26 protein-coding genes are annotated in these 21,467 nt (G+C 28.8%); 7 read left to right on the forward strand and 19 right to left on the reverse strand.

Features of this window, described 5'->3' with window-relative positions:
- A partial coding sequence (locus tag SVN78_02260; protein MDY6820427.1) for a hypothetical protein occupies nt 1-295 on the forward strand: 295 nt, incomplete at its 5' end.
- Complete coding sequence (locus SVN78_02265; GenBank protein ID MDY6820428.1) at nt 285-734, forward strand: GNAT family N-acetyltransferase; 450 nt, start codon at nt 285-287, stop codon at nt 732-734. The genes SVN78_02260 and SVN78_02265, both read left to right, overlap by 11 nt.
- A 2-nt stretch (nt 735-736) precedes the next feature.
- Here the strand turns inward: SVN78_02265 and mltG are convergent, their stop codons facing one another.
- The 4 genes from mltG to SVN78_02285 are packed head-to-tail and all read right to left on the reverse strand — an operon-like array spanning nt 737 to nt 5,171.
- Nucleotides 737-1,729: an endolytic transglycosylase MltG gene (gene mltG, locus SVN78_02270; GenBank protein MDY6820429.1), complete on the reverse strand. Its 993-nt coding sequence runs from the start codon at nt 1,727-1,729 to the stop codon at nt 737-739.
- 3 nt (nt 1,730-1,732) lie between these two features.
- Entirely contained in the window at nt 1,733-2,815 is a 1,083-nt protein-coding gene (gene carA / locus SVN78_02275; GenBank protein ID MDY6820430.1) for a glutamine-hydrolyzing carbamoyl-phosphate synthase small subunit, read from the reverse strand.
- Between the two features lie 22 nt (nt 2,816-2,837).
- Nucleotides 2,838-4,163 carry an SH3 domain-containing protein gene (locus SVN78_02280; GenBank protein ID MDY6820431.1) on the reverse strand — a complete coding sequence of 442 codons (1,326 nt, stop codon included), beginning with the start codon at nt 4,161-4,163 and terminating at the stop codon, nt 2,838-2,840.
- A 30-nt stretch (nt 4,164-4,193) separates the two neighbouring features.
- Complete coding sequence (locus SVN78_02285; GenBank protein MDY6820432.1) at nt 4,194-5,171, reverse strand: ROK family protein; 978 nt, start codon at nt 5,169-5,171, stop codon at nt 4,194-4,196.
- 113 nt (nt 5,172-5,284) lie between these two features.
- Between SVN78_02285 and SVN78_02290 the strand changes: the two genes are divergently transcribed.
- Entirely contained in the window at nt 5,285-6,316 is a 1,032-nt protein-coding gene (locus SVN78_02290; protein MDY6820433.1) for an aldo/keto reductase, read from the forward strand.
- Nucleotides 6,317-6,555: 239 nt separating this feature from the next.
- On the opposite strand, the gene SVN78_02295 is transcribed toward SVN78_02290, so the two are convergent.
- The 13 genes from SVN78_02295 to SVN78_02355 form a co-directional block, all read right to left on the reverse strand.
- Nucleotides 6,556-7,299 (reverse strand): metallophosphoesterase, encoded by a 744-nt coding sequence (locus tag SVN78_02295; GenBank protein ID MDY6820434.1) that lies wholly within the window; start codon nt 7,297-7,299, stop codon nt 6,556-6,558.
- A gap of 360 nt (nt 7,300-7,659) precedes the next feature.
- Nucleotides 7,660-7,989: a cupin domain-containing protein gene (locus tag SVN78_02300; GenBank protein ID MDY6820435.1), complete on the reverse strand. Its 330-nt coding sequence runs from the start codon at nt 7,987-7,989 to the stop codon at nt 7,660-7,662.
- 148 nt (nt 7,990-8,137) lie between these two features.
- Entirely contained in the window at nt 8,138-8,995 is an 858-nt protein-coding gene (locus SVN78_02305; protein ID MDY6820436.1) for a diacylglycerol kinase family protein, read from the reverse strand.
- Nucleotides 8,995-9,756 carry a VacJ family lipoprotein gene (locus SVN78_02310; GenBank protein MDY6820437.1) on the reverse strand — a complete coding sequence of 254 codons (762 nt, stop codon included), beginning with the start codon at nt 9,754-9,756 and terminating at the stop codon, nt 8,995-8,997. Before SVN78_02310 ends, SVN78_02305 begins: the two co-directional genes overlap by 1 nt.
- Entirely contained in the window at nt 9,756-10,397 is a 642-nt protein-coding gene (locus SVN78_02315) for an ABC transporter substrate-binding protein (protein MDY6820438.1), read from the reverse strand. Before SVN78_02315 ends, SVN78_02310 begins: the two co-directional genes overlap by 1 nt.
- A gap of 14 nt (nt 10,398-10,411) precedes the next feature.
- Entirely contained in the window at nt 10,412-10,882 is a 471-nt protein-coding gene (mlaD, locus tag SVN78_02320) for an outer membrane lipid asymmetry maintenance protein MlaD (protein ID MDY6820439.1), read from the reverse strand.
- Nucleotides 10,875-12,032, reverse strand: coding sequence for an ATP-binding cassette domain-containing protein (locus tag SVN78_02325; GenBank protein MDY6820440.1), 1,158 nt, complete (start codon nt 12,030-12,032; stop codon nt 10,875-10,877). Before SVN78_02325 ends, mlaD begins: the two co-directional genes overlap by 8 nt.
- Nucleotides 12,033-12,034: 2 nt before the next feature.
- Nucleotides 12,035-12,829, reverse strand: coding sequence for an ABC transporter permease (locus SVN78_02330; GenBank protein ID MDY6820441.1), 795 nt, complete (start codon nt 12,827-12,829; stop codon nt 12,035-12,037).
- Nucleotides 12,830-12,880: 51 nt separating this feature from the next.
- Complete coding sequence (locus SVN78_02335) at nt 12,881-13,117, reverse strand: MoaD/ThiS family protein (GenBank protein ID MDY6820442.1); 237 nt, start codon at nt 13,115-13,117, stop codon at nt 12,881-12,883.
- Between the two features lie 3 nt (nt 13,118-13,120).
- Nucleotides 13,121-14,227, reverse strand: coding sequence for an alanine racemase (gene alr, locus SVN78_02340; GenBank protein ID MDY6820443.1), 1,107 nt, complete (start codon nt 14,225-14,227; stop codon nt 13,121-13,123).
- Nucleotides 14,202-15,308, reverse strand: coding sequence for a peptide chain release factor 2 (gene prfB / locus SVN78_02345; GenBank protein MDY6820444.1), 1,107 nt, complete (start codon nt 15,306-15,308; stop codon nt 14,202-14,204). Before prfB ends, alr begins: the two co-directional genes overlap by 26 nt.
- Nucleotides 15,309-15,317: 9 nt before the next feature.
- A complete protein-coding gene (locus SVN78_02350; protein ID MDY6820445.1) occupies nt 15,318-15,779 on the reverse strand; it encodes an N-acetyltransferase in 462 nt (153 codons plus the stop codon).
- Entirely contained in the window at nt 15,780-16,097 is a 318-nt protein-coding gene (locus SVN78_02355; protein MDY6820446.1) for a hypothetical protein, read from the reverse strand.
- Nucleotides 16,098-16,234: 137 nt separating this feature from the next.
- Here SVN78_02355 and pyrR point away from each other — a divergent pair, with 137 nt between their 5' ends.
- From pyrR to SVN78_02370, 3 genes are read left to right on the forward strand one after another with little or no spacing between them, the layout of a single operon-like run.
- Complete coding sequence (gene pyrR, locus SVN78_02360; GenBank protein MDY6820447.1) at nt 16,235-16,777, forward strand: bifunctional pyr operon transcriptional regulator/uracil phosphoribosyltransferase PyrR; 543 nt, start codon at nt 16,235-16,237, stop codon at nt 16,775-16,777.
- 5 nt (nt 16,778-16,782) lie between these two features.
- A complete protein-coding gene (locus SVN78_02365; protein ID MDY6820448.1) occupies nt 16,783-17,709 on the forward strand; it encodes an aspartate carbamoyltransferase catalytic subunit in 927 nt (308 codons plus the stop codon).
- Complete coding sequence (locus tag SVN78_02370; GenBank protein MDY6820449.1) at nt 17,706-18,986, forward strand: dihydroorotase; 1,281 nt, start codon at nt 17,706-17,708, stop codon at nt 18,984-18,986. The genes SVN78_02365 and SVN78_02370 overlap by 4 nt, the downstream gene beginning before the upstream one ends.
- Here SVN78_02370 and SVN78_02375 read toward each other — a convergent pair.
- On the reverse strand, nt 18,983-20,245 hold the full coding sequence (locus SVN78_02375) for an MgtC/SapB family protein (GenBank protein ID MDY6820450.1): 1,263 nt from the start codon (nt 20,243-20,245) through the stop codon (nt 18,983-18,985). The genes SVN78_02370 and SVN78_02375 overlap by 4 nt on opposite strands.
- Before the next feature lie 77 nt (nt 20,246-20,322).
- On the opposite strand from SVN78_02375, the gene SVN78_02380 reads away from it, so the two are divergent.
- Complete coding sequence (locus SVN78_02380) at nt 20,323-20,691, forward strand: hypothetical protein (protein ID MDY6820451.1); 369 nt, start codon at nt 20,323-20,325, stop codon at nt 20,689-20,691.
- Nucleotides 20,692-20,793: 102 nt separating this feature from the next.
- Here the strand turns inward: SVN78_02380 and tpx are convergent, their stop codons facing one another.
- Nucleotides 20,794-21,306 carry a thiol peroxidase gene (gene tpx / locus SVN78_02385; protein MDY6820452.1) on the reverse strand — a complete coding sequence of 171 codons (513 nt, stop codon included), beginning with the start codon at nt 21,304-21,306 and terminating at the stop codon, nt 20,794-20,796.
- Between the last annotated feature and the right edge of the window lie 161 nt (nt 21,307-21,467).

Here is a 21,467-nt window from a genome sequence, read left to right on the forward strand (position 1 = left end):
TTCAGCAACAGTTATTAACTATAAAGGCAAAGAAAAAAAGATTAGTGATTATTATTTAAAGTGTAATAAAGATACGGATTTTAATGCAAATATTAATGAGGTTTGTTCAAAGCTAATTGGTTTATATAAAGATGGATATCTATATATAGGTGAGAAAAAGATTAAATTATATACTAAAAAACATATAAAATTGAAAAATAATAAAAAAATACTGTTAAAAAAAGTTAGAATATCCTATCATGATGAAGTAGAGTTTATCGTAGAAGATAAAGATCAGGTAAGCTATGTCGATTAATATAAGATTAGCTACTGTTAGTGATTTAGATAATATAGTTGAGCTACATTTAAAACTATTAGCCTTTGAAGGGGAATTTGAAGGAGATAGAAAAAATATAGAATGGGCGTACAAAAATATTATAAATAGTGAAAACAGCTTTATAGTTGTAATAGAATTAGATAAGAAGATAATTGGCATGTGTAGCCTACAAACCCTAATATCAACAATTGAAGGCGGAAATATATGTTATATAGAAGATGTATATATAGAAAAAGATTATCGAACATTTGGTTATGGCATAAAACTTATGGAATTTGTTGAGAATTTTTGTAAAAAGCTAAATTACAAAAGGATACAATTACTGTGTAAAATAGATAATAATAGAGCTGTAAAATTTTATGAACGCTTAGGATTTAGCAAATTTAAACGCTTCTTCTTTATAAAACCCATTAAATAAATTTATCTATATAATTGTCTTATCTTGCTTAAATGCTCTTGATAGGTTCTAGAGAAATAGTGCCTACCATCACCTTTTGCAACAAAATAGTAATAGTTGGTATCAGCAGGGTTAATAACAGCTTTTAAAGCTTCTTTAGAGGGATTGCAAATTGGTGTAGGGGGTAAGCCTTTATATATGTAAGTATTATATTTATTTGACCTATCTTCTAAATCAACTCTTTTAAGATTTCCATTAAATTTTCTATATATCCCATAAATCACTGTTGGATCTGCTTGAAGTTTCATATTTCTTTTTAATCTGTTATAAAAAACTGAAGCAATTATTGGGTATTCATCATCAATGTAACTTTCTTTCTGAATTATTGAAGCTAAAGTTATACCTTCATAAAAGGTAAGACCATTTTTTTTGATATTCTCAGGAAATCCTGGTGGCAAATTTTTCATAAAATTATGATACATTTTTTCTATAATCTTTTTTGCACCACTGCTTTTAGGAAAATAATAAGTATCAGGATATAAGAAACCTTCAATTGAAATAATATCTAGATTAGTTAAACTTTTAATAAAAGGTTTATTAAAACATTCATTTATAAATTTTTTTTTGCTTACAATCCCTTTATCATCTAGAAGTGAGGCTATATCATATATATTTAAACCCTCAATTATAACGATTTTAATTAAATATTCTTTTGCTGACATTATATCTTTTAAAAATTCCTTTATTGTTATATTTTCAGCGTAATAAAAACCATACTTCCTCTTTTTATCAAAATCTAAAAAGATCCTTAAATAAATATCAAAGAAAGGTGGTGTTTTAACGTTTTCAAATATCTTTTCATAGGTTTCACTGTAAGGTTCACCCTTTTCAATATTAACTTCTAATGTTTGAACATTTTTATATAGATAGTTCTCATAGTATAAGAGCACCCCTGCAATAAATGTAATTAGAAGTATTAAAAAGGAAAATATTATAATAATTGTCCTATTTATCACTTTTTATAACATCCCTATAAATTCTTTGAATATAGCATTGCAATCATGTGGCCCAGGGCCACCTTCTGGATGAAACTGAACAGCGTACAAGGGGAATCTTTTATGTTTTATGCCCTCTATAGTATTATCATTTAGATTTAGATGGGTTATCTCAATATCACTGCCAATGCTATCCTTATCTATTGCAAAACAATGGTTTTGAGCAGTTATATATATTTTTGATTTATTTAGATCCTTAACGGGATGATTCCCGCCGTGATGTCCAAACTTTAATTTGTAAGTTTTACACCCTATAGCCAATGCTAATATTTGGCACCCCAAACATATGCCGAATAAGGGATATTTACCCATTAATTTTCTAGCTAAATCTATTGCATAACATACTGGCTCAGGGTCACCTGGTCCATTAGAGAAAAGCACAGCATCAGGTTTTAAAGACACAATTTTTTCATAACTAATCTTTGGAGAGACATTTATAACATTGCAATTTTCTGTCTCTAAATATCTGATTATGCTATATTTTGCCCCTAAATTGATTAATACTATATTATATTTACCATCCTTTTTACTATTAAAATAATTAGTCTGTTCATATTTATCGTCAATAATTTCACTTACCAAATCAACACCTTTAATATGTCGAAACTCTTTGCATTTTTTAACTAGATAATCAACATCAAAATTGTTTGCAGATATAATAGCATTCATAGAGCCATTATCCCTAATATGCCTAACTAATTTCCTTGTATCAATATTTTCAATAGCTGATATATTATATTCTTTCAGATATTCATCAAGTGATTTAAGAGCTCTATGATTTGAATAAATCTTTGAATATTCTTTTACAACAAAACCAGATAGGTAGATTCTATCTGATTCTCTATCAATATCATTTATTCCATAATTACCAATATGTGGATTAGTCAAAACAACAATCTGTCCATAATAGGATGGATCTGTTAATATTTCCTGATAACCTGTGATAGAAGTGTTAAATACTATCTCGCCTATTGTATCCTTCTGGGAACCAAAACTGTTTCCTAAAAAATATTCACCATCTTCTAAAACAAGTATTGCCTTTTTCAATGTAAGTCTCCTAATATAAGTCTTATTTAGTAATTAAATTAATTTTTTCTATTCTATTAAACAAGGTATTCTTTCCCCAATTTAGAGGAGTAACCTCAACTTTATTGATTAATAATTTTTTATATGTCTCTTCTATTTTAACCTCAGTTTGATATATAGCATGGATGACATAATAATCACCATTGTGTTTTCCTGTATACAACATTATATGCCCTGGCATATACATAATTGTCAAGCCTGGAACTGCATCTTTTGCAATAATTTTTCTTTTGTTGTTAATATTATTTTTATTGAAATTGTAAATATTTTTACCAACTAAAGATTGTGCATATGAGTTTCTAGGCAATTTTATTCCAAATGATAAAAAAATTTGTTGTATAAATTTAGAACAATCTTGCTCAAAACCCATATCTCCCCAGCCATAAGGATTGTTTATTAATTTAAATGCCTGTTTTATAATATTTCTTTGTGTAAGAGGAAGATAACCTTTATTAATATCAATAGAGTTGATATATGCCCTTTTATAACGTAGATTATTATATTTATCTTTGTAAGGCAATAATATCTCATATAGATTTTCAAGCTCTTTCACATAAATAAATGCATCCCCCATTCTTGCTGTAGCAATATAATCAGTTAGGTTTCTATCAGCAAATAAATCAGCTTTATTAGATATTATTACTCCCTTTTTCATTATATTTAACAACTCAATATCGTTTCTACTTGCTTTAACGATATTTTTACTTTTTACCCATCCATTGCTATATTCTGAGAGAACGTAACACCATTTCTTATCCTTTGTAGTATGTGCAACAACTACAGGTGTTCCAATATCTAGCCCATTATTTTGATTTCTATCAAAATAAAAATCATTTCTTTTATTAAAAAACTTCCTATCTGTTGGCAATAATTTCTGATTAGAAAACCTTGTTATAAAAGCAAAGTTAAATTTAATATCATTATATATTTCAAGATCTATATTGCTTAATAAATTTTTATAAAAATACTTATTTATTAACCTACCATCTATAAAATATAGCCTCCTTTTACTCATATTTTTAACGATGCTTTTAATCTCATTATATACATTTTTTTTATTGAAGATTTTTGAATCTAGCAAATCCTTTACTAAATTCATATTTATTATCTCTCTGTTAAACTCTTTAATATTCTGTTTATTCATTATAATTTTATCTGGTTTTGCTACTTTTGAAATCCAAAATGAAGGCCTTCTTAATTTATAATCTATTAATTGATTACTGTTATATATTAAAGAAGATTTATCTGCGCAAGATATAACAAAAAATATAAGTAAAATTAAATATTTAAAATTTTTTTTATTATGCATAACTTTTAAGTACCCAATATTATTTAAATTTTACCTAAATATTAATCGAGCCATTCCATATAGTGCGCTCTTACTTGTATCTACTGTTTTATAAATATTCTTTATAGAACCTATTTCTTTTAATTGCTCTCTAAATGGCTTTATAAAAAGAGGTAAAGCATTTGAAATTTGGCCCCCAAAAACAATACATTCAGCCTGAAAAGCTTCTGCAAATGGTGAAATGACCTCTCCTAGCCTTTCCCCCATCTCACTAAATATAGCTATATTTATTTTATCACCTTCATAAGCAAGTTTAGCAATATCAACAACATCTATTGTTTCCTTGTCCTTGTTATTTGATAATTCCCTATATTTTGATAAAATCCACCTTCTTGCTATATAATCTTCTACAATACCATCTTTATATGATAAGCCTCCTACCCACCCATCAGGTGGAACACCTTTGCCGCTAACCACAATTTCACCGTTTACATAAAATGCAGAACCCAAACCAGTGCCCAAAGTTAACCCAATTACTCTGTTATATTTTCTTGCCTGTCCTTTCCATGTTTCACCCCACAAAAATGCAAAAGCATCATTTTCAAATACTATATTCTCAATACCTAATCTAGAGATTAATATCTCTTTGAGATTAATACCATACAAGTGCTTATACTTATGTAGCTTAGGCGGGATTAAACATATACCTTTTTTATAATCAAAGGGTCCACATATACCAATACCTATACCTTTTATTTTGAGATTATTCTCATTAATAATTGCACTATAATAATTTATTATATTAATAAATGTATTTATAACTTCTTCTTTTGGAGCATTAGTGTTTATATTAAAACATTTAAATGTTGAATCATATAAATTCCCACTATTATCAATAATTGCTGCTTTAATTGAGGTGCCACCAGCATCTAAACATAATCCATAATTTTTATCCATTATATCAGAACTTATACTATATTCTTTTAATATTTTTAAAAGAAAAATATTAAAAAAGCTACTAAATAACATAAATTTATCTTCTATATATTAATAATATATTTTTACAAATATTTTTATTGATATATATCATTATAGGCTTATTTATATAAACACGCATTCAAAAAATCATTAAGGAGTACTTTATGAAGTATCGCCAATTAGGTAAATCTGGATTACTTGTCTCTGAACTTTGTTTTGGCACTATGAGTTTTGGAGCCCAGGGATATTGGGAAAAGATTGGTGGACTTGATCAAGCATCGGCAAAACGACTCGTAGATATTGCATTAGATGGTGGTATAAATTTTTTTGATACTGCTGATGTTTATTCATATGGTCAGTCAGAAGAAATACTCGGCAAAGCGCTAAAAGGCAAACGTAACAACATCATATTAGCAACAAAAGTGCGCGGTCGTATGAGTAATGAAATTAATGATGTTGGCTTAAGCCGTCGTCACATAATCCAAAGTTGTGAGAATAGCTTAAAACGCCTTGGCACTGATTTCATTGACTTATATATTGTTCATAGCTATGATTTTATGACTCCTTTAGAAGAAACACTCTCTGCGCTCAATGATCTTGTTCACCAGGGAAAAATACGTTATCTTGGTTGTTCCAACTTTTTTGCCTGGCAATTGATGAAAGCCCTGTCAATTTCTGAGAAACATCACTGGGAAAAATTCATATCTTTACAGGCTTATTACTCACTTGTAGCAAGGGATGTAGAATATGAATTATTACCGCTGTGTGAAGATCAAGGCTTAGGATTAACGCCGTGGTCACCTTTAGCGGGTGGTTTTTTGACAGGAAAATATCCACGTGGCTCTCAAGGACCAAAAGACGCCCGTCGTAGCAAAGAAGAACAAAATTTTTTACAACTTGACGAAGAAGTTGCCTATGCTATTCTTGATGAAGTAGAACATATAGCCAAAATTCATGGTGCAAGTGCAGCTCAAGTTTCACTAAACTATCTTTTAAACAAGCCCTCTGTTAGCTCTGTAATTATTGGAGCCACAAAACCAGAACAACTAATGGATAACTTGAAAACAGTGGAATGGAATTTATCAGCCGAAGAAGTTGCTAGGTTAGATAGGGTAAGTGCATTGCCAAGACTTTATCCAAAGTGGATGCTTGATTTTACACGCCTTGATAGGGATAACCCCAATATGTTACTATAAAAACAATGTCAAAAATTTTAGCACTAGATATAGGTACCACAACTATTATTTTTTATTGTAGCAATGAAAAAATTTGGATGAAGAACTTATTAAAATATGAAGTTTTTTAATAGAACAATTCTAAGAAATTGTTTATACATCAATACATACAAGTTTTTATAGGAATATGCCTGCTTTTAAATAAATAATTAAAAATAATTATTTTAATAATAGAAAAAGTTATAAATATTTAAGTGAGTTTAATTTTTATTGATATTAATCAATGATATTTCCGGTTTGGCCAAAACTCTTATAGGAGGTCCCCACGTGAGAGTACCCTTTGACACATAGATGAAAGTATTATTTTTTAATTTATATAGACCTGACATATATTTATAGTGTAATTTCTCAAGTAATCCAAAGGGAAAGATTTGTCCATTATGGGTATGTCCAGAAAGTTGTAAATCAAAATAATTAATGGCCTTGGAATTTACAATAGGCTTATGTTTCAAATAAATATTAAAACATTTATTATTATAACTGCTCTTTAAGAGATTTAATTCTTTAGCTTTGTCACTTACAATGTCTTCTATACCAGTAATACATATATTTAAATCCTTTATAATAGCACTCTCATTATTTAAAAGAACAAAACCTGCACTTTTTATTATACCTTCAGAATATAACCTTCCTGCATAATATTCATGATTTCCTAATACGGCATATTTGCCATATCTTATATTTAAATCTCTAAAGAGGTTGACATATTTATCTATATTATCATGTTGCCCGTCAATAAAATCTCCACCTAAAATAATTATATCAGGATTAATATTTTTTAATTGTCTAATTAGCTTTCGAACTCTTCCTTCTAGCGTTGTTATCCCTAAATGTATGTCAGATAAATAAGCAATTTTTACTTCCTTATTTATTTTACTAGAATTGATATATACTTTTTTTATAACAATATTACCTGCCTCAAGATAACCATAAATAAAAATCACAATAGTGAATAATAGAATAGATATAAATGCTTTATTATAAGGTAAGTTTAAATTAAAAAAGTTAAATATAAGAGAGATTAAATCATAAAAAACCAGAAAAGAGAATAATAGAAAAATAAAACCTAAATAGGAATAACAAATTAATGCAAAGGGTTTGATTATATTTTCACTTATTAAATAATGTCTATTAATAAAATAGACACCAAAAACCATTATGCATATTATAATTATGAGTATAATTTTATAAAATAGATTTAATGATAAAGCCCTATTAATACAAAAATATACATAAAAATTTATAAAAAAATATGCTATAAAAAATAAAAAAATAATAAATTTCATTATATTTTACTAAGCTTATTATTTATAGAAAATGGCTAGCCATATTGTTAAAATATCCTTTGCTGTGCTTATTACCCTATGTTTCTTATGTTTTTCAATAATTATATAATCACCTTTTTTCAATGAAACTAATGTATTTCTATCAAATTCTAAGGTAGCCTCACCTTCTAAAACAATAACAAATTCATTCTCATCTTGGTCATACCAGAATCCATTTGGCGATTTATGGCCAAAAGATATTATTCTTTCAATTCTTATATTATCTGAATTCACGATGTTTTCAATTATTTCTTCCTTTAAATTACTAATATTTATTTGCTCAAATATGTTTTTTGATAACACCTGCATTTACCACCCTATTTTGATTAATTAATATTGTTTAAATTATAGTATATTGCAATTTATAAAATTATTAATATATAAATAATAAGCTTAAATTTGCTATAAAAGAATAATTTTAACCAAAAGAAAAACATGTGAATTAAAATATGATATTTTAATTGTTATCTGAAAAGTTTGCGAGAAAGAAATTTGACTCCAAAAGCGTTACCTCACATCTATTGTTAGTAAGGCCAAAATATTCTCCATCTAACTGGCAATAATCTATTCCCACAACTTGAAGAGAATCATATAAGTATACATCACAAAGCACACCTCTTTTAAATAAAATAGAAAGAAAATTTTTCAAGATTGCTTTTCTTTTTGAGTTATTAATAACACATATTGTAAAACCATTATAGAAAACATGTTTTACAAGGTTATAATTGCCTGCATACTTTTTACCTATAGAAATAATTGAAGTATAGGCATTAACTTTATTCCCCTTAATATATACATGAAAGGGTTTAAATTTATCTTTTAATAGAACATCTACCCCTGACACCATATGTGCAAATTTACTATTCAACCTTCTTAGATAATAATTAAGATTGTTAACTACCCTAGCATCATAGCCAAAGCCTATGACCTTGCAGAATAGCCTTTCATTTACTTTTCCTATATTTAGCCTAGAAAGATTTTCTGTATCAAGTTTTTTTAAAGCATTAAGTGGGTTTAATGGTATATTATACTCGCGACAAAAAATATTAGATGTCCCACATGCAAGCGGCACAACAATGCATTCTTTATTATTAATGCCATTAATAACCTCATTAAGCAAACCATCACCGCCAGCAACAAAAAGAATATCCGCCTTGGAATTCCTAGCAATTAATTCAGCATGCTTAGCGTAGTTAGTATATGATATAGCTGTATCATTAAACTTAGTTTTTATTAATTTTATTAATTTATCAATTTTATTTTTTCTATAATTGCCACTTAATGGGTTTATTATTATTTCAGCCTTTAGTGGCATTATTTTTTTAGCTGTTCTTCCCTGTAGTCAATGTAGCCCTGCTTAAGCGCTGTGTAAGGATCTAATGATTGTTCCTTTAAATCCTCGTATTCACCAATTTTTAAAGACATTCTATTTAAGTGTTCAGTAGAATTAATAGTTAATGGCACCCACCAAGGATCAATATAGTTAATTGGATATAGAAAAGAATCACCAACTAATCCTACCGTTGACCTTATAGTATTAGGCCCTAATAGCGGCCAAACAATATAAACACCATGGCCAATCCCCCAACTGCCAAATGTAAGATCTGTATCTTTTGGTGGGGGTTCTTCTAGAAAAGATATTTTATCGGCAGGTTCAAATAAGCCAAGCAAACCAACAGTTGAGTTGACAACAAACCTGCCCAATTCTCTGCCTGCGTAGTCAAATTTAAGCTGCAGGATATCGTTTACAAACCTAATGGGTGTTCTGGCATTATAAAAGGCTTTATCTATATGTTCTCTAATAGGCTCTGGAACAACAAAACTATAACCCTGGGCAACAGGTTTTAATAAGTAAAAGTATAATTTATCATTAAAGTAGAACATAGCCCTATTAAATGGCTCAAGTGGATCGGCAATTACATCCTCATCAGTATATTCTTCGTCTAATTCTTCTAAAAGAGATTCGCTATAATAGCTATTGTTGTCATATTGAGCAAAGAGGATATTGTTTGAAAATAATACAAATACAACCATAAAAAGAGATATTTTTGAGAGTTTTTTGACAATTTTTCTCATTATTCCACCTCTATTTCTTTTAATCCCTCTCCCTTCCTAACCTTTTCTTCTAAATAGGCTAACAATTCTTTGGTTGTCATTCTATTTAACAAATCTCTAAATTGACTGCGATAGTTCTGAACCAAACCTATACCTTCAATATATGCATCATAGCATTTCCACTCGTTACCTATCTTAACCATTCTATAATTAACGGGAATCTTTTTGTTATCGTAAATAATATGAGTTTTTACTTCAGCTTTTATATCACTAAGTTTAACCTCTTCTAAGATTCTTATATTATCACTAGTATAGTCTTTTATTTCATCCATATTATCTACAATATTATCAAAATAGGTGTTTTCAAGCATATCAACAAAAAGATCCACAAACTTTTCTTGTTGATCCATATCTAGTTTCCTCCAGTTTGGCCCTAAAGCCATTCTTGCCATTATATTAAAATCTATAACCTCGTGGGCTAAATCTATGAGCTTTGTTCGCAATTCTTCTTCCCACTCTTTTCTTGGTTTAGCAGTATCTATACTATTAAATAACTTTATAACTTTATCAGAATAGGAACTAATTATTTCTTTTGGTTCTCCCGCATAGATTAAGTTATATGAAAATAGAATAATACAAAAAATTATACATAGTTTTCTCATAGAAACCTCCTGAACTATTCTTTATTATTATTTTTACTAACATCTCCAAAAACGTATTTACTTATTAACTCCTCGATATCAACGGGTGGTTGCGTATCTACTATAATATCTCCACCTTGTAAGGTTATAGGGCTACCTCCAGGTAATAAACTTATATACCTGTCACCTATTAATCCATTTGTTTTAATAAGTGCCATTGTATCATCGGATAATTTAATATTTTTTAAAATGTTCATTGTAATAATCACTGAATAATCATTGGGATTTAATTTTATATCTTCAACACGCCCTACAACTACCCCTGAAACCTGAACCTCATTTCCAATTTTTAAACCACCTACATCACTAAATCTAGCCTTAATATCATAATAATTACCACCTAGAACCTTAACCTGCCCAAGCCTAAGTGTTAAATAACCGACTGCAAGCAAACCTATTAAGACAAAAATGCCAACTAATACCTCCAGTTTATACCTATTATTCACTAGCAATACCCCTAATGTTTTTTATAATACTTTCTTTTATTGTTTTTTTATCTATATTCTCTAAGCTGAATAAATTAATATCAACGTCACTACCACATTCCTTCATTTTTCTTATAGGCTCTATATTATAGTTTATTACATCAGCTTTAGTTTTTTCTTCTAAATTCTTAATAGGATAAAATAAGTAAATATCTTTTGCAATTTTATATAACCTACTTTTAGTATCTCTTATAATCGATCTAATATAATCAAATAAATCTCTAAAAATATAAAACACTTCAAGCTCACTTAATTTTTCTAATTTATTTATATCTTTTATGTAAATTGACAGTGCCTTCTCATAAATTGTTGTCTTTAAGAGCTTTTCTAATAAACTATTGATGGGTAATATATTTAAAATATCATCCTTCAAATAATCTAAACTCTCTACAAACATTCTTGTGGTTTCTATCGGTTTATTAACAAGCTCTAAAGGTGTTCCAATAAATTGAAAACTACTCTCTTCTATGATTGCAATTTTATTTGATACATAAAATATATCTGGTACATCATGACTAACTAGAATACCAGTAAAATTAAAATTTCTTTGATTATGGGATATCATTGACAAAACATTATTTTTTCTCATTGGATCTAGCCCTGTAGTAGGCTCATCAAATAAAACAACCTTAGGTATAACAATTAATGCCCTAGCAAGGGCAACTCTTTTTTGCATACCTCCCGATAGTTGTGAGGGATATTTAAACATTGAATCTTTTAACTCCAATGCCTCAATGACATTGTTGGCTCTTTTCTTTATCTCTTTTTCTGGCAATCTCCTTTTTTCTTGAATAGGCATAACTATATTTTCATATACTGTGAGTGAATCAAAAAGGGCATTATTCTGGAACATAAAACTAATGCTCTCTCTCCAGTTTTTTCGCTCCTTTTTTGACATTTTATCAAGGGCCTTACCATTAAAGAGTATTTCCCCTGAATCAGGCTCTAATAGCCCCATAATAAGTTTAAGTGTAACACTTTTTCCAACACCTGATTTACCAATTATAGTTGTTATCTCATTTATGTTTACTTTTAAGTTTACCCTATCTAATACTACCTTATCATCAAATTTCTTAGAAACCTGCTTTAGTTCAATTATTGTTTCACTCATAATTACATCAAAAACGAAGTAATAACATAGTCAGCAGCTAAAATAACAACACATGATATAACAACAGCTGATGTTGTTGCAAAGCTCACACCCCTTGCGCCAAAAACCTCTTTTCTCTTATGAACAAAAAATCCCTGATAGCAACAGATTACAACAACGAGCATCCCAAAAAGAAAGGCCTTATAAAAACTCTCCATCACATCATCCATAGTCACCCATGTGAGCATTTTTGATACAAATGCACCAGGATCAACCCCTAATAATATTACCCCTGTAAGATAACCTCCCAAAATACCAACAACATCAAATAGTGCGATAAGCAGAGGAAAGGCTATAAGTGAGGCCACAATACGAGGGCTAAATATATATTTAATTGGATTTATATCCATTGTAAAGAGTGCATCGATCTGTTCTGTAATTCTCATAATACCAATCTCTGCAGCCATAGAAGAACCAGCTCTGCCAACAATCATAATAGAACCCAAAACAGGACCTAGTTCTTTTATCAAAGCAAGGGCAACGCCCGCTCCGAGCAAACCTTCAGTACCGACTTTTGATAAGACAGCATATCCCTGTAATGCCATTACCATTCCAGTAAACAAGCCAATTAAAACGATAACTAGAAAAGATTTTACTCCTACAAAATAGACTTGTTGCAGTATTTTTTTTATTTGGAAAGGATATATAAAAATATTATATACACCATTTAGCGAAAAGAGAAACATCGCCCCTAATTCATGAACAAATGTTATACTTGCTCTACCTAATACTGAAAAGGGAAATGTAATAATATACATATGATTATAAATACACTATTCTTGAATATAAATCAAGCATTATGAATAGCATTAACCGCCTGCAACTGGTGAAAAAAAAGCAACTCTATCACCATCATTAGTCAGTGATTGTAAATTAGCATTTTTGCCATTAATTAAAATAATGGCTATTTTATCAGGGGATACGTTATACTTATCTAACAGCTCTTTTACTGTTAAGCTTTTGCCTTTATTATCATATTTTAATGTAAAGCCTTTATCTATTCCAAATTCCTTCCTTAGGTTTGCATATACTTTTATCTCAATCATAATTCACCTTTTATAAATTTTTTTTATACTCTTAGAGAAACTAGTTAATATCTCATAGGGAATTGTATCGCAAAGTTTTGCCATAGAATTAGCATCTATATTATCTCCTATTATCTCAACAGGTTCATTTAATAGGTTATCAGGAATATTTGTTACATCTACCACAGCTAAATTCATACAAATTCTTCCTATTATATCACACTTTTTTCCACCTATAAAAACATATCCCTTGTTTGACAATGCTCTTTTTAATCCATCACCATAACCAATAGGCAAGATTCCTATTTTGATATTTTTTTTAGCTGTATATGTGCCATTATAGCTAATCATTTCACCTGCTTTTACATTCTTTACATGTATTACTTTTGAATAGAGGCTTAATACCCTTTTTAAAGGTATATTATTATTTGATTCCACATAACCATAGGTCATTATACCTGGTCTAGTAAAGGAAAATTGATTGTTACCAAGATTACATATACCAGCAGAATTAAAAAGGGATGTATTAAATTTAAAATTTTTTACTACATCTTTAAACTTAGAGATCTGCATATTACTATATTCAATACTTGAATCAGCTGATGCTAAATGGCTCATAATATGAACAATTCTAAGTCTTTTATATTTATCTATAAAATTATGAATATTTAAATTAGGGTCGAATCCAAGTCTATTCATCCCCGTTTCTATTTTTAATATAATATTTATATTTTTTCTAATTTTAGTTAAATAATTATTATATAAATTGGCAATATTATAATCAAATACATTTAATATAATATTATTACTTATGGCATCCTCTAAATATAACGGATCAGTATAACCTAATACAAAAATAACAGCATCTTTTAAAATATTTCTAATACTTATAGCTTCATCAAGTGTTGCCACTCCAAAATGTCTTATACCGCATTCTTTATATGTATACTCAGATAAGCTTTTAAGCCCATGACCGTAAGCATCACTTTTGACAATTAAGATTATATCACTTCCTGATTTTTTCTTTGATAGTTCTATATTTTTTTTATAATTCTCTAGATTTATTTCAATATAATTAGGATTTGTATATCTTTTAATATTTATATTAGCTATTGCTTCTCTTTGCTTCATGTTGTAAATAACTAATTATAAATGCATCAATATTACCATCTAACACATCCTCTGGATTAGGACTTTCCACCTTTGTCCTTAAATCTTTAACCATTTTATAGGGGTGTAGCACATATGTACGAATTTGATTGCCCCAGCCTATATCATCTTTAGACTCTTCTATCTTATCTTTTTCACGTTTTTTCTTCTCTAATTCTAATTCATACAATTTTGCTTTTAGTATCTTTAAAGCATTGGCTTTGTTTTGATATTGACTTCTTTCATTTTGACAAGATACTACAATACCTGTTGGCTCATGCGTGATTCTTACTGCAGAATCTGTTTTATTTACATGCTGGCCACCTGCGCCAGAGGACCTAAAGGTTTCAATTTTTAGGTCACTTTCATTTATATCAATCTCAACTGTATCTTCTATATCTGGCAGTACAAATACAGATGCAAAAGAAGTGTGTCTCTTGTTGTTTGTATCAAAGGGTGATAATCTAACCAACCTATGAACACCACTTTCACTTTTTAAATATCCATATGAATATGGCCCATAAACATTAAAAGTAATTGATTTTATGCCGACTTTATCCCCCTCAACCAAATCTAATACCTTATATTTATAGCCCTTATTCTCTACCCACCTTATATACATTCTAGATAGCATGCTAGCCCAATCGTTTGCTTCGGTACCCCCTGCCCCAGAATGGATTGTTACAATTGCATCACTTTCATCATTCTCATTATTTAGAATCATTTTTATTTCAAAATCTTTTAAAAAGGTTGACAATATTTTATTAGTTTTTATTAATTCTTTTTCAACGTCATTATTACCTTCCTCTAATAGTTCTATTAATACCCCAACATCCTCATATAATTCTTTTAATCTACTCCACTGTTCTAATAATTTTTTGAGCTTCATCTGTTCTTTTAAAAACTGTTTTGACTCTTCTTTATTATAAAAATGTGGATCTTCTAAAATCATTTTATCAATATGTTTTACACGTTCAGTTATATGCTTTTCATTAAAAACCTCATTCAATTGTTTAAATTTATTATGTAATTCTTCATAATGAACTAATATTTCATCAATCATAAACACACCTTATTTATTTATAATATAGATTAATGCAATTTCATCGCAATTAGGAAATTTTATACATTTGAGGCAATCTGTCCATATTTTTTTAGGTAAATCGCCTTTATCTATCTCGTAAAAACCAAGTTTTTTGAAAAAATTTGGTTTATATGTTAATGCAAAAACCCTTTTAAAACCTAAATTCTCTGCCTTTTCAATATTTAACTTCACCATCTTTTGGCCAATATCTTGCCCTTGATATCTATTATCAACTGCTAAAGATCTTATTTCAGCAAGATCCTCCCAAGTTGGATGTAGAGCGCAACAACCAATAATTTCATCTTTAATCTCACAAACCACAAATTCTAGAATCCTTTCATATACATCATTAAGGCTTAAAGGAAGCATCTTTCCCTTTGCTGCATAAATATTTACAAGTTTTTGGATACTCAAAGCATCTGTTATTTGTGCTTCTCTTATTTTAAACATTTAATTTAACTTATTTATCAGTTTTTTATAGTATTTCAGCTCTTTATTAGTATTAGATATGACTTCGAGCTCTTTTCTAACTAATAATATTAGCCTTGATTTATTATTGTTTATCTTCTCAACGCTAAGATATATTATATCACTGTTATTTTTTGCATATACTTTACCATCAACTAAACTTGCTGATTCTATAATACCACCTTCACTTTCAATAACTGAAATAAAAACCTTTATAATATTATTCTTATTAAAATTTAATTTAGATAGTAGCCTACCATTTGAGAAACTGTATTCAGCCTCATTACTATTTTTCAACATAACATTATTAATGCATGAACTGCAAAATATAATAATAAATAATATAAATTTTAACCTATTTTTTATTAATTTCATTAAATGTAATTAAAATAAAAAATCTATTTTCTTTATCAATAGTTTTATATATAATGTATACAATGAGTGAAGTTGAGCTTTTAAATAAGTATGAATTAAATAATATAATTGAAAAAATAGTAAAATATGTGATTAATACTATAAATAAAGAGAATAATATAGATAGTGTCGCGGTTATCGGTATTAAAACAAGAGGGGCAATACTTGCTGATAGAATAAAGAATATAACAAAAAGAGATTTTAACATTGAGTTAGATACTGGCTATATTGATATCACACTATACAGAGATGATTTTACAGAATTAACTAAACTACCAGTTATGCATCAAACAGAAATAGATTTTGATGTTGATGGCAGAAAAATTATACTTGTTGATGATGTTATATTTACAGGAAGAACAGTTAGATCAGCATTAGATGCTATTATTGACTTAGGTAGACCAAAAAAAATATATTTAGCAGTTATAGTTGATAAAAACCATAGAGAGCTTCCCATACAACCGGATTTTACAGGTAAATTTTTTAAAACTGATATAAATGACATAATAAATGTTAAATTGGAAGAGATTGATAGTATAGATTCTGTTACACTATCAAAAAGATAATATTTATGGAATTTAGACACAAAGATTTATTAAGCTTAAAACAACTGAGTAAGGATGAAATACTATATATTTTAGAACTATCTAAATATATGAAGGAAATAAATGACAGAAAGATAAAAAAAGTACCAACACTGAAAGGTAAAACAGTAGTAAATGCTTTCTTTGAGCCCTCTACAAGAACAAGAACCTCCTTTGAAATTGCAGCAAAAAGACTATCAGCTGATACAATAAATTTTACTTCAACAATTAGTAGTACAACAAAGGGTGAAACTTTACTTGATACAATCCGTAATATTGAGAGAATGAAAACGGATTTTTTCGTTATAAGACATAAATATTCTGGTGCACCAGAATTTATTGCTAACAACATCAATTCACACGTTATAAATGCCGGAGATGGAATTAATGAGCATCCCACACAAGCTTTATTAGATTTATTCACTATTAAAGAAAGTAAGAAGTCTTTTGATGGTTTAAATGTCTCAATAATTGGTGATATAACACATAGCAGAGTAGCTAGATCTAATATATGGGCAATGCAGAAATTAGGTTGCAATATAACCTTATTTGGACCTCAAACCGTAATTCCGCCATTTATGGAGGATTTCAATTGCAAAATTGCCAGTAGTATAAAAGATGCACTGCTGGATGCTGAGGTTATTATAATGCTTAGAATACAACTTGAGAGACAGTCAAAAATTTTAATACCCTCATTAAGGGAGTATTCCCTTTTTTTTGGTTTAAACGAATTTAATAAAGAATTTCTTAAAAGAGAGGTAATTGTTATGCATCCAGGGCCAATAAATAGGGGCGTTGAACTATCAAGCAGTATTGCCGATGGTAAGCATTCTACAATCTTAAATCAAGTAGAAAATGGTATTGCCGTAAGAATGGCTATCCTTTATTTATTAAATCTTGGTAAAGCCAAATGATAGATCTTATATTAAAAAATTGCAATATTATAAATTATGACAAGAGGGTGTTTGGCAACATACTCATAAAAGATGAGATTATAGTAGATATTATCCCTGATACACTATCAGATAATATTGAATCACATAGAATATTAGATTGTAAAAACAATATTGTAATGCCTGCTTTTATTGATATGCATACACATCTTAGAGATCCAGGTTATGAGTATAAAGAAGACATAGAAAGTGCTAGTTTAGCAGCTTTAGCAGGTGGTTTTACAACATGCCTTAGCATGGCTAATACAGAGCCGCCTGCTGATAACAAAACTGTTATCAGATATATAATTGAAAAATCTAAAAACTTAAACCTAATAGATATATTGCCCTATGGTTCTGTTACTGTTGGAAGAAAGGGTAAACAACTTGTGGAAATGGGAATTTTACTATTGGAAGGTGCCGTTGCGTTCTCTGATGATGGTAGTTGTATAATGAACGCCGAGGTCTCAAGAAGGGCTATGGAATATGCAAAAACTTTTAATTCCTTTATTGCAATACATGCAGAAGATCACAATCTTTCAGAGAATGGCCAAATAAATGAAGGCAAGATTTCTACGTTAACAGGTTTAAAGGGTATACCAAAAGAAGCTGAAGAGAGCATGATCTTTAGAGATATAGTATTAGCAGATTTGACAAAATCACATCTTCACATATGCCATCTAAGCACAAAAAGATCTGTAGAACTTGTTAGGTGGGCAAAAAAACAGGGGATTAACATAACTGCTGAAGCAACACCTCATCATATATATTTTACAGAAGAATCATTGAAAGGCTATGATACAAACTATAAAGTTAAGCCACCATTAAAAAGAAAACAAGACATAGACTCATTAATAGATGGATTAAGAGACGGAACTATTGATGTGATAGCTACTGATCATGCACCCCATCATCTGGATGAAAAATATATTGAATTTGAAAGTGCAGAATTTGGTATGACAGGGCTTCAAACAGCCTTACCAATATTGATAAAGCAGATTGAAGAAAACAAGTTAGCCTATGAAGATGTAGCTAGAGTTTTATGTTATAATCCAGCAAAAATATTAGGTATAAATAAAGGTTATATATCAAAAAACTATACTGCAGATATAATTGTTATTGATCCTAACATGGAATATATATTTGATGATAAAATAAATAAATCAAAATCTATCAATACACCCTTCTATAACAAAAAATTAAAAGGCACTGTTATCTACACAATTAAAAATGGTAGCATTATTTATAAATATTTTTAGCAACAGAAAAAATAAATTATTCCTGCTACTATAATTATTGCCAGTACATATAATGTATACTTATTAAGCTTTTTTGAAGCCGTAAATAATACAAACATACCTTTAAAAATAGTATTCATAAAAGAGGCCAGTACTATAGCTTTGCTAGCAGTTATTAAATCAATATTTTTCCTTGACAAATCTGATACAGAAATAGCTATTGCATCGACGTCTATTATACCAGAGATTAATGAAATAATATATATCCCAGCATCCTCAAAATAAAACTTAAAAACATGTGTTAAATATATTATTATAAGTAATAATAATCCAAATTTGAAAGCAGTACTTAATTGCAAAGGATTGTCAAAAATCTGCTTGTAATCTTTATCTAAATTTTGATATATTAATTTTTTATTATTTGAAAAGATTAGCCAAAAAAGTGTTGCTAGTACAATAAATAGTAAAAACATAAATATAACAGGAAAAATTAAGTAATTAAATAATTTATCATTTATTATTACAGAAATAGCTAATACTCTCAAAAACATTATGCTCCAAGCAATTAATATGCCAGAAAAAACTATTTGTGGATTAGAATAATTTTTACTAATTTTTGACATACTAATTGTTAGTGCAGTAGATGAGGCTAACCCACCAAAAACACTTGTAATTAAGATTCCTTTTTTAGGACCAAGAAATTTTATAAATACATACCCAATAAAGGATAAACCTGCAATAAGTACAACAAAAAACCATATTTGAAACGGGTTAAAAGCTTCCCAAGGCCCATAATTCTTATTTGGCAAAAAAGGCAGCACACAAACAGTTATAAGAAGGAATTTTAACATTGCATAAAGCTCCACATCCTCTATCCTTTCAATAAAGCCATGTAATTTAGGTTTTAGGCTTAATAAAAATGCTACTATAACAGTTAAAGCTATGGATATAACCCTAAAATCTAAGGCAATTAAAACCCCTATGATAAAAGTAATGAATGCTACAACTACAGTAGTTGCCCCAACTCCCCTCTCAATTTTTACTTCCATAATATATAAGGTTGTTAAAAAGATTGATAAGCAGAAAAGCGAAACCACAGTAAAAGAATAGTGAAAGTAAATACCTACATAACCAGATAAAGCCCCAAATAGAGCAATAAAACCAAAAGTCCTTATGCCAACTATTTCACCTATATTCTTTTGAGTTCTAACGCCTCTTTCAAGACCTATTATTATACCTAAGAGCAATGATAGGATTAAATTAATAAACATTTCAGACATATTAATATTATATATAAAAAAATAGTGAACTAAAATGTTAATCCAACAATCTAAATAATAAAAAAGGAGGTGTAAAAATGAAAAGATTTCTATTTACAATTATAGCTTTAACAATTTCATATTTTTTTGTTATAGGGCTAAGCACATCAGTTTCTTTTAACAACATTGATAACGATTTAAACTACGCTCAACTACAACAAAATTTAAGAGGTGAAAAAAATAATCAAATAAACAACAAAGATCAAAAAAACTTTAGAAATCCTTCAAAAAAAGGCTTAAAACAAAAGGGTAACTCAAAAATGCAAAATAACAAACCCTGTCCCGGGATGAAGAATATGAAAAATAATAATCAAATGAGAAAAGATAAACAACAGATGCAGCAAAAGAAGGGATATAATAAACAACAGATGAATAATAATATGCCAAAAAATAAGTATAATCAGTAAGTTAAACCAACCCCATTAATTGCCAATTTAGAAGTAAAAGCCTTAAAAGCCTTAGTTGATTTTTTAAGCAACTAAGGCTTTCTTTTTAAAATTAAAAATGTATTAAGAAATTTCTTTTAAAGAATTTATGGCTCTATCATAATCTGGATGATTTGTAGCTTCTTTTACAATCTCAATATATTTTATAATATCATTACTATCAACAATAAATATTGCCCTAGCTAATAGTCTTAATTCTTTTATTAAAACACCATAATTGAGACCAAAGGAGGCCTCTCTATGATCAGAAAGTGTTAGAACTCTATCTATGTTATTACTCTGACAAAATCTTGCCATAGCAAAAGGTAAATCCATACTTATATTTATTATTTGTATATTATTGTGTAGTTTAGTAGCCTCCTCATTGAATCTTTTAACCTGAGCATCACATACCGGTGTGTCAAGTGAGGGAGTTGTAGAAAATAATTTTATCTTACCCCTAAAATCATCTAAGCTTTTCTCTTTTAGGTTATTATCAACGACGGTAAAATCAGGTGCTTTATCACCAACCTTAAGTTCGGCTCCAACTAACGTTAATGGTTGCCCTTTCATAGTTATTGCATTTTTTTGCTCCATAAATGATTACCTCCTATTGAAATCTTATCTCGGCTTGATTGTTACTTGTAATATTTACTAATAATCTTTCATTATATATTTTACCAACCCCCTGTATGGCACCTATGAAATAATCAACCATATCCCTATGAGAATTATATGTCATTAATAATGTTTTATCA

It is taken from the genome of Deferribacterota bacterium (assembly GCA_034189185.1).
Taxonomy (GTDB): Bacteria; Chrysiogenota; Deferribacteres; order Deferribacterales; family UBA228; genus UBA228.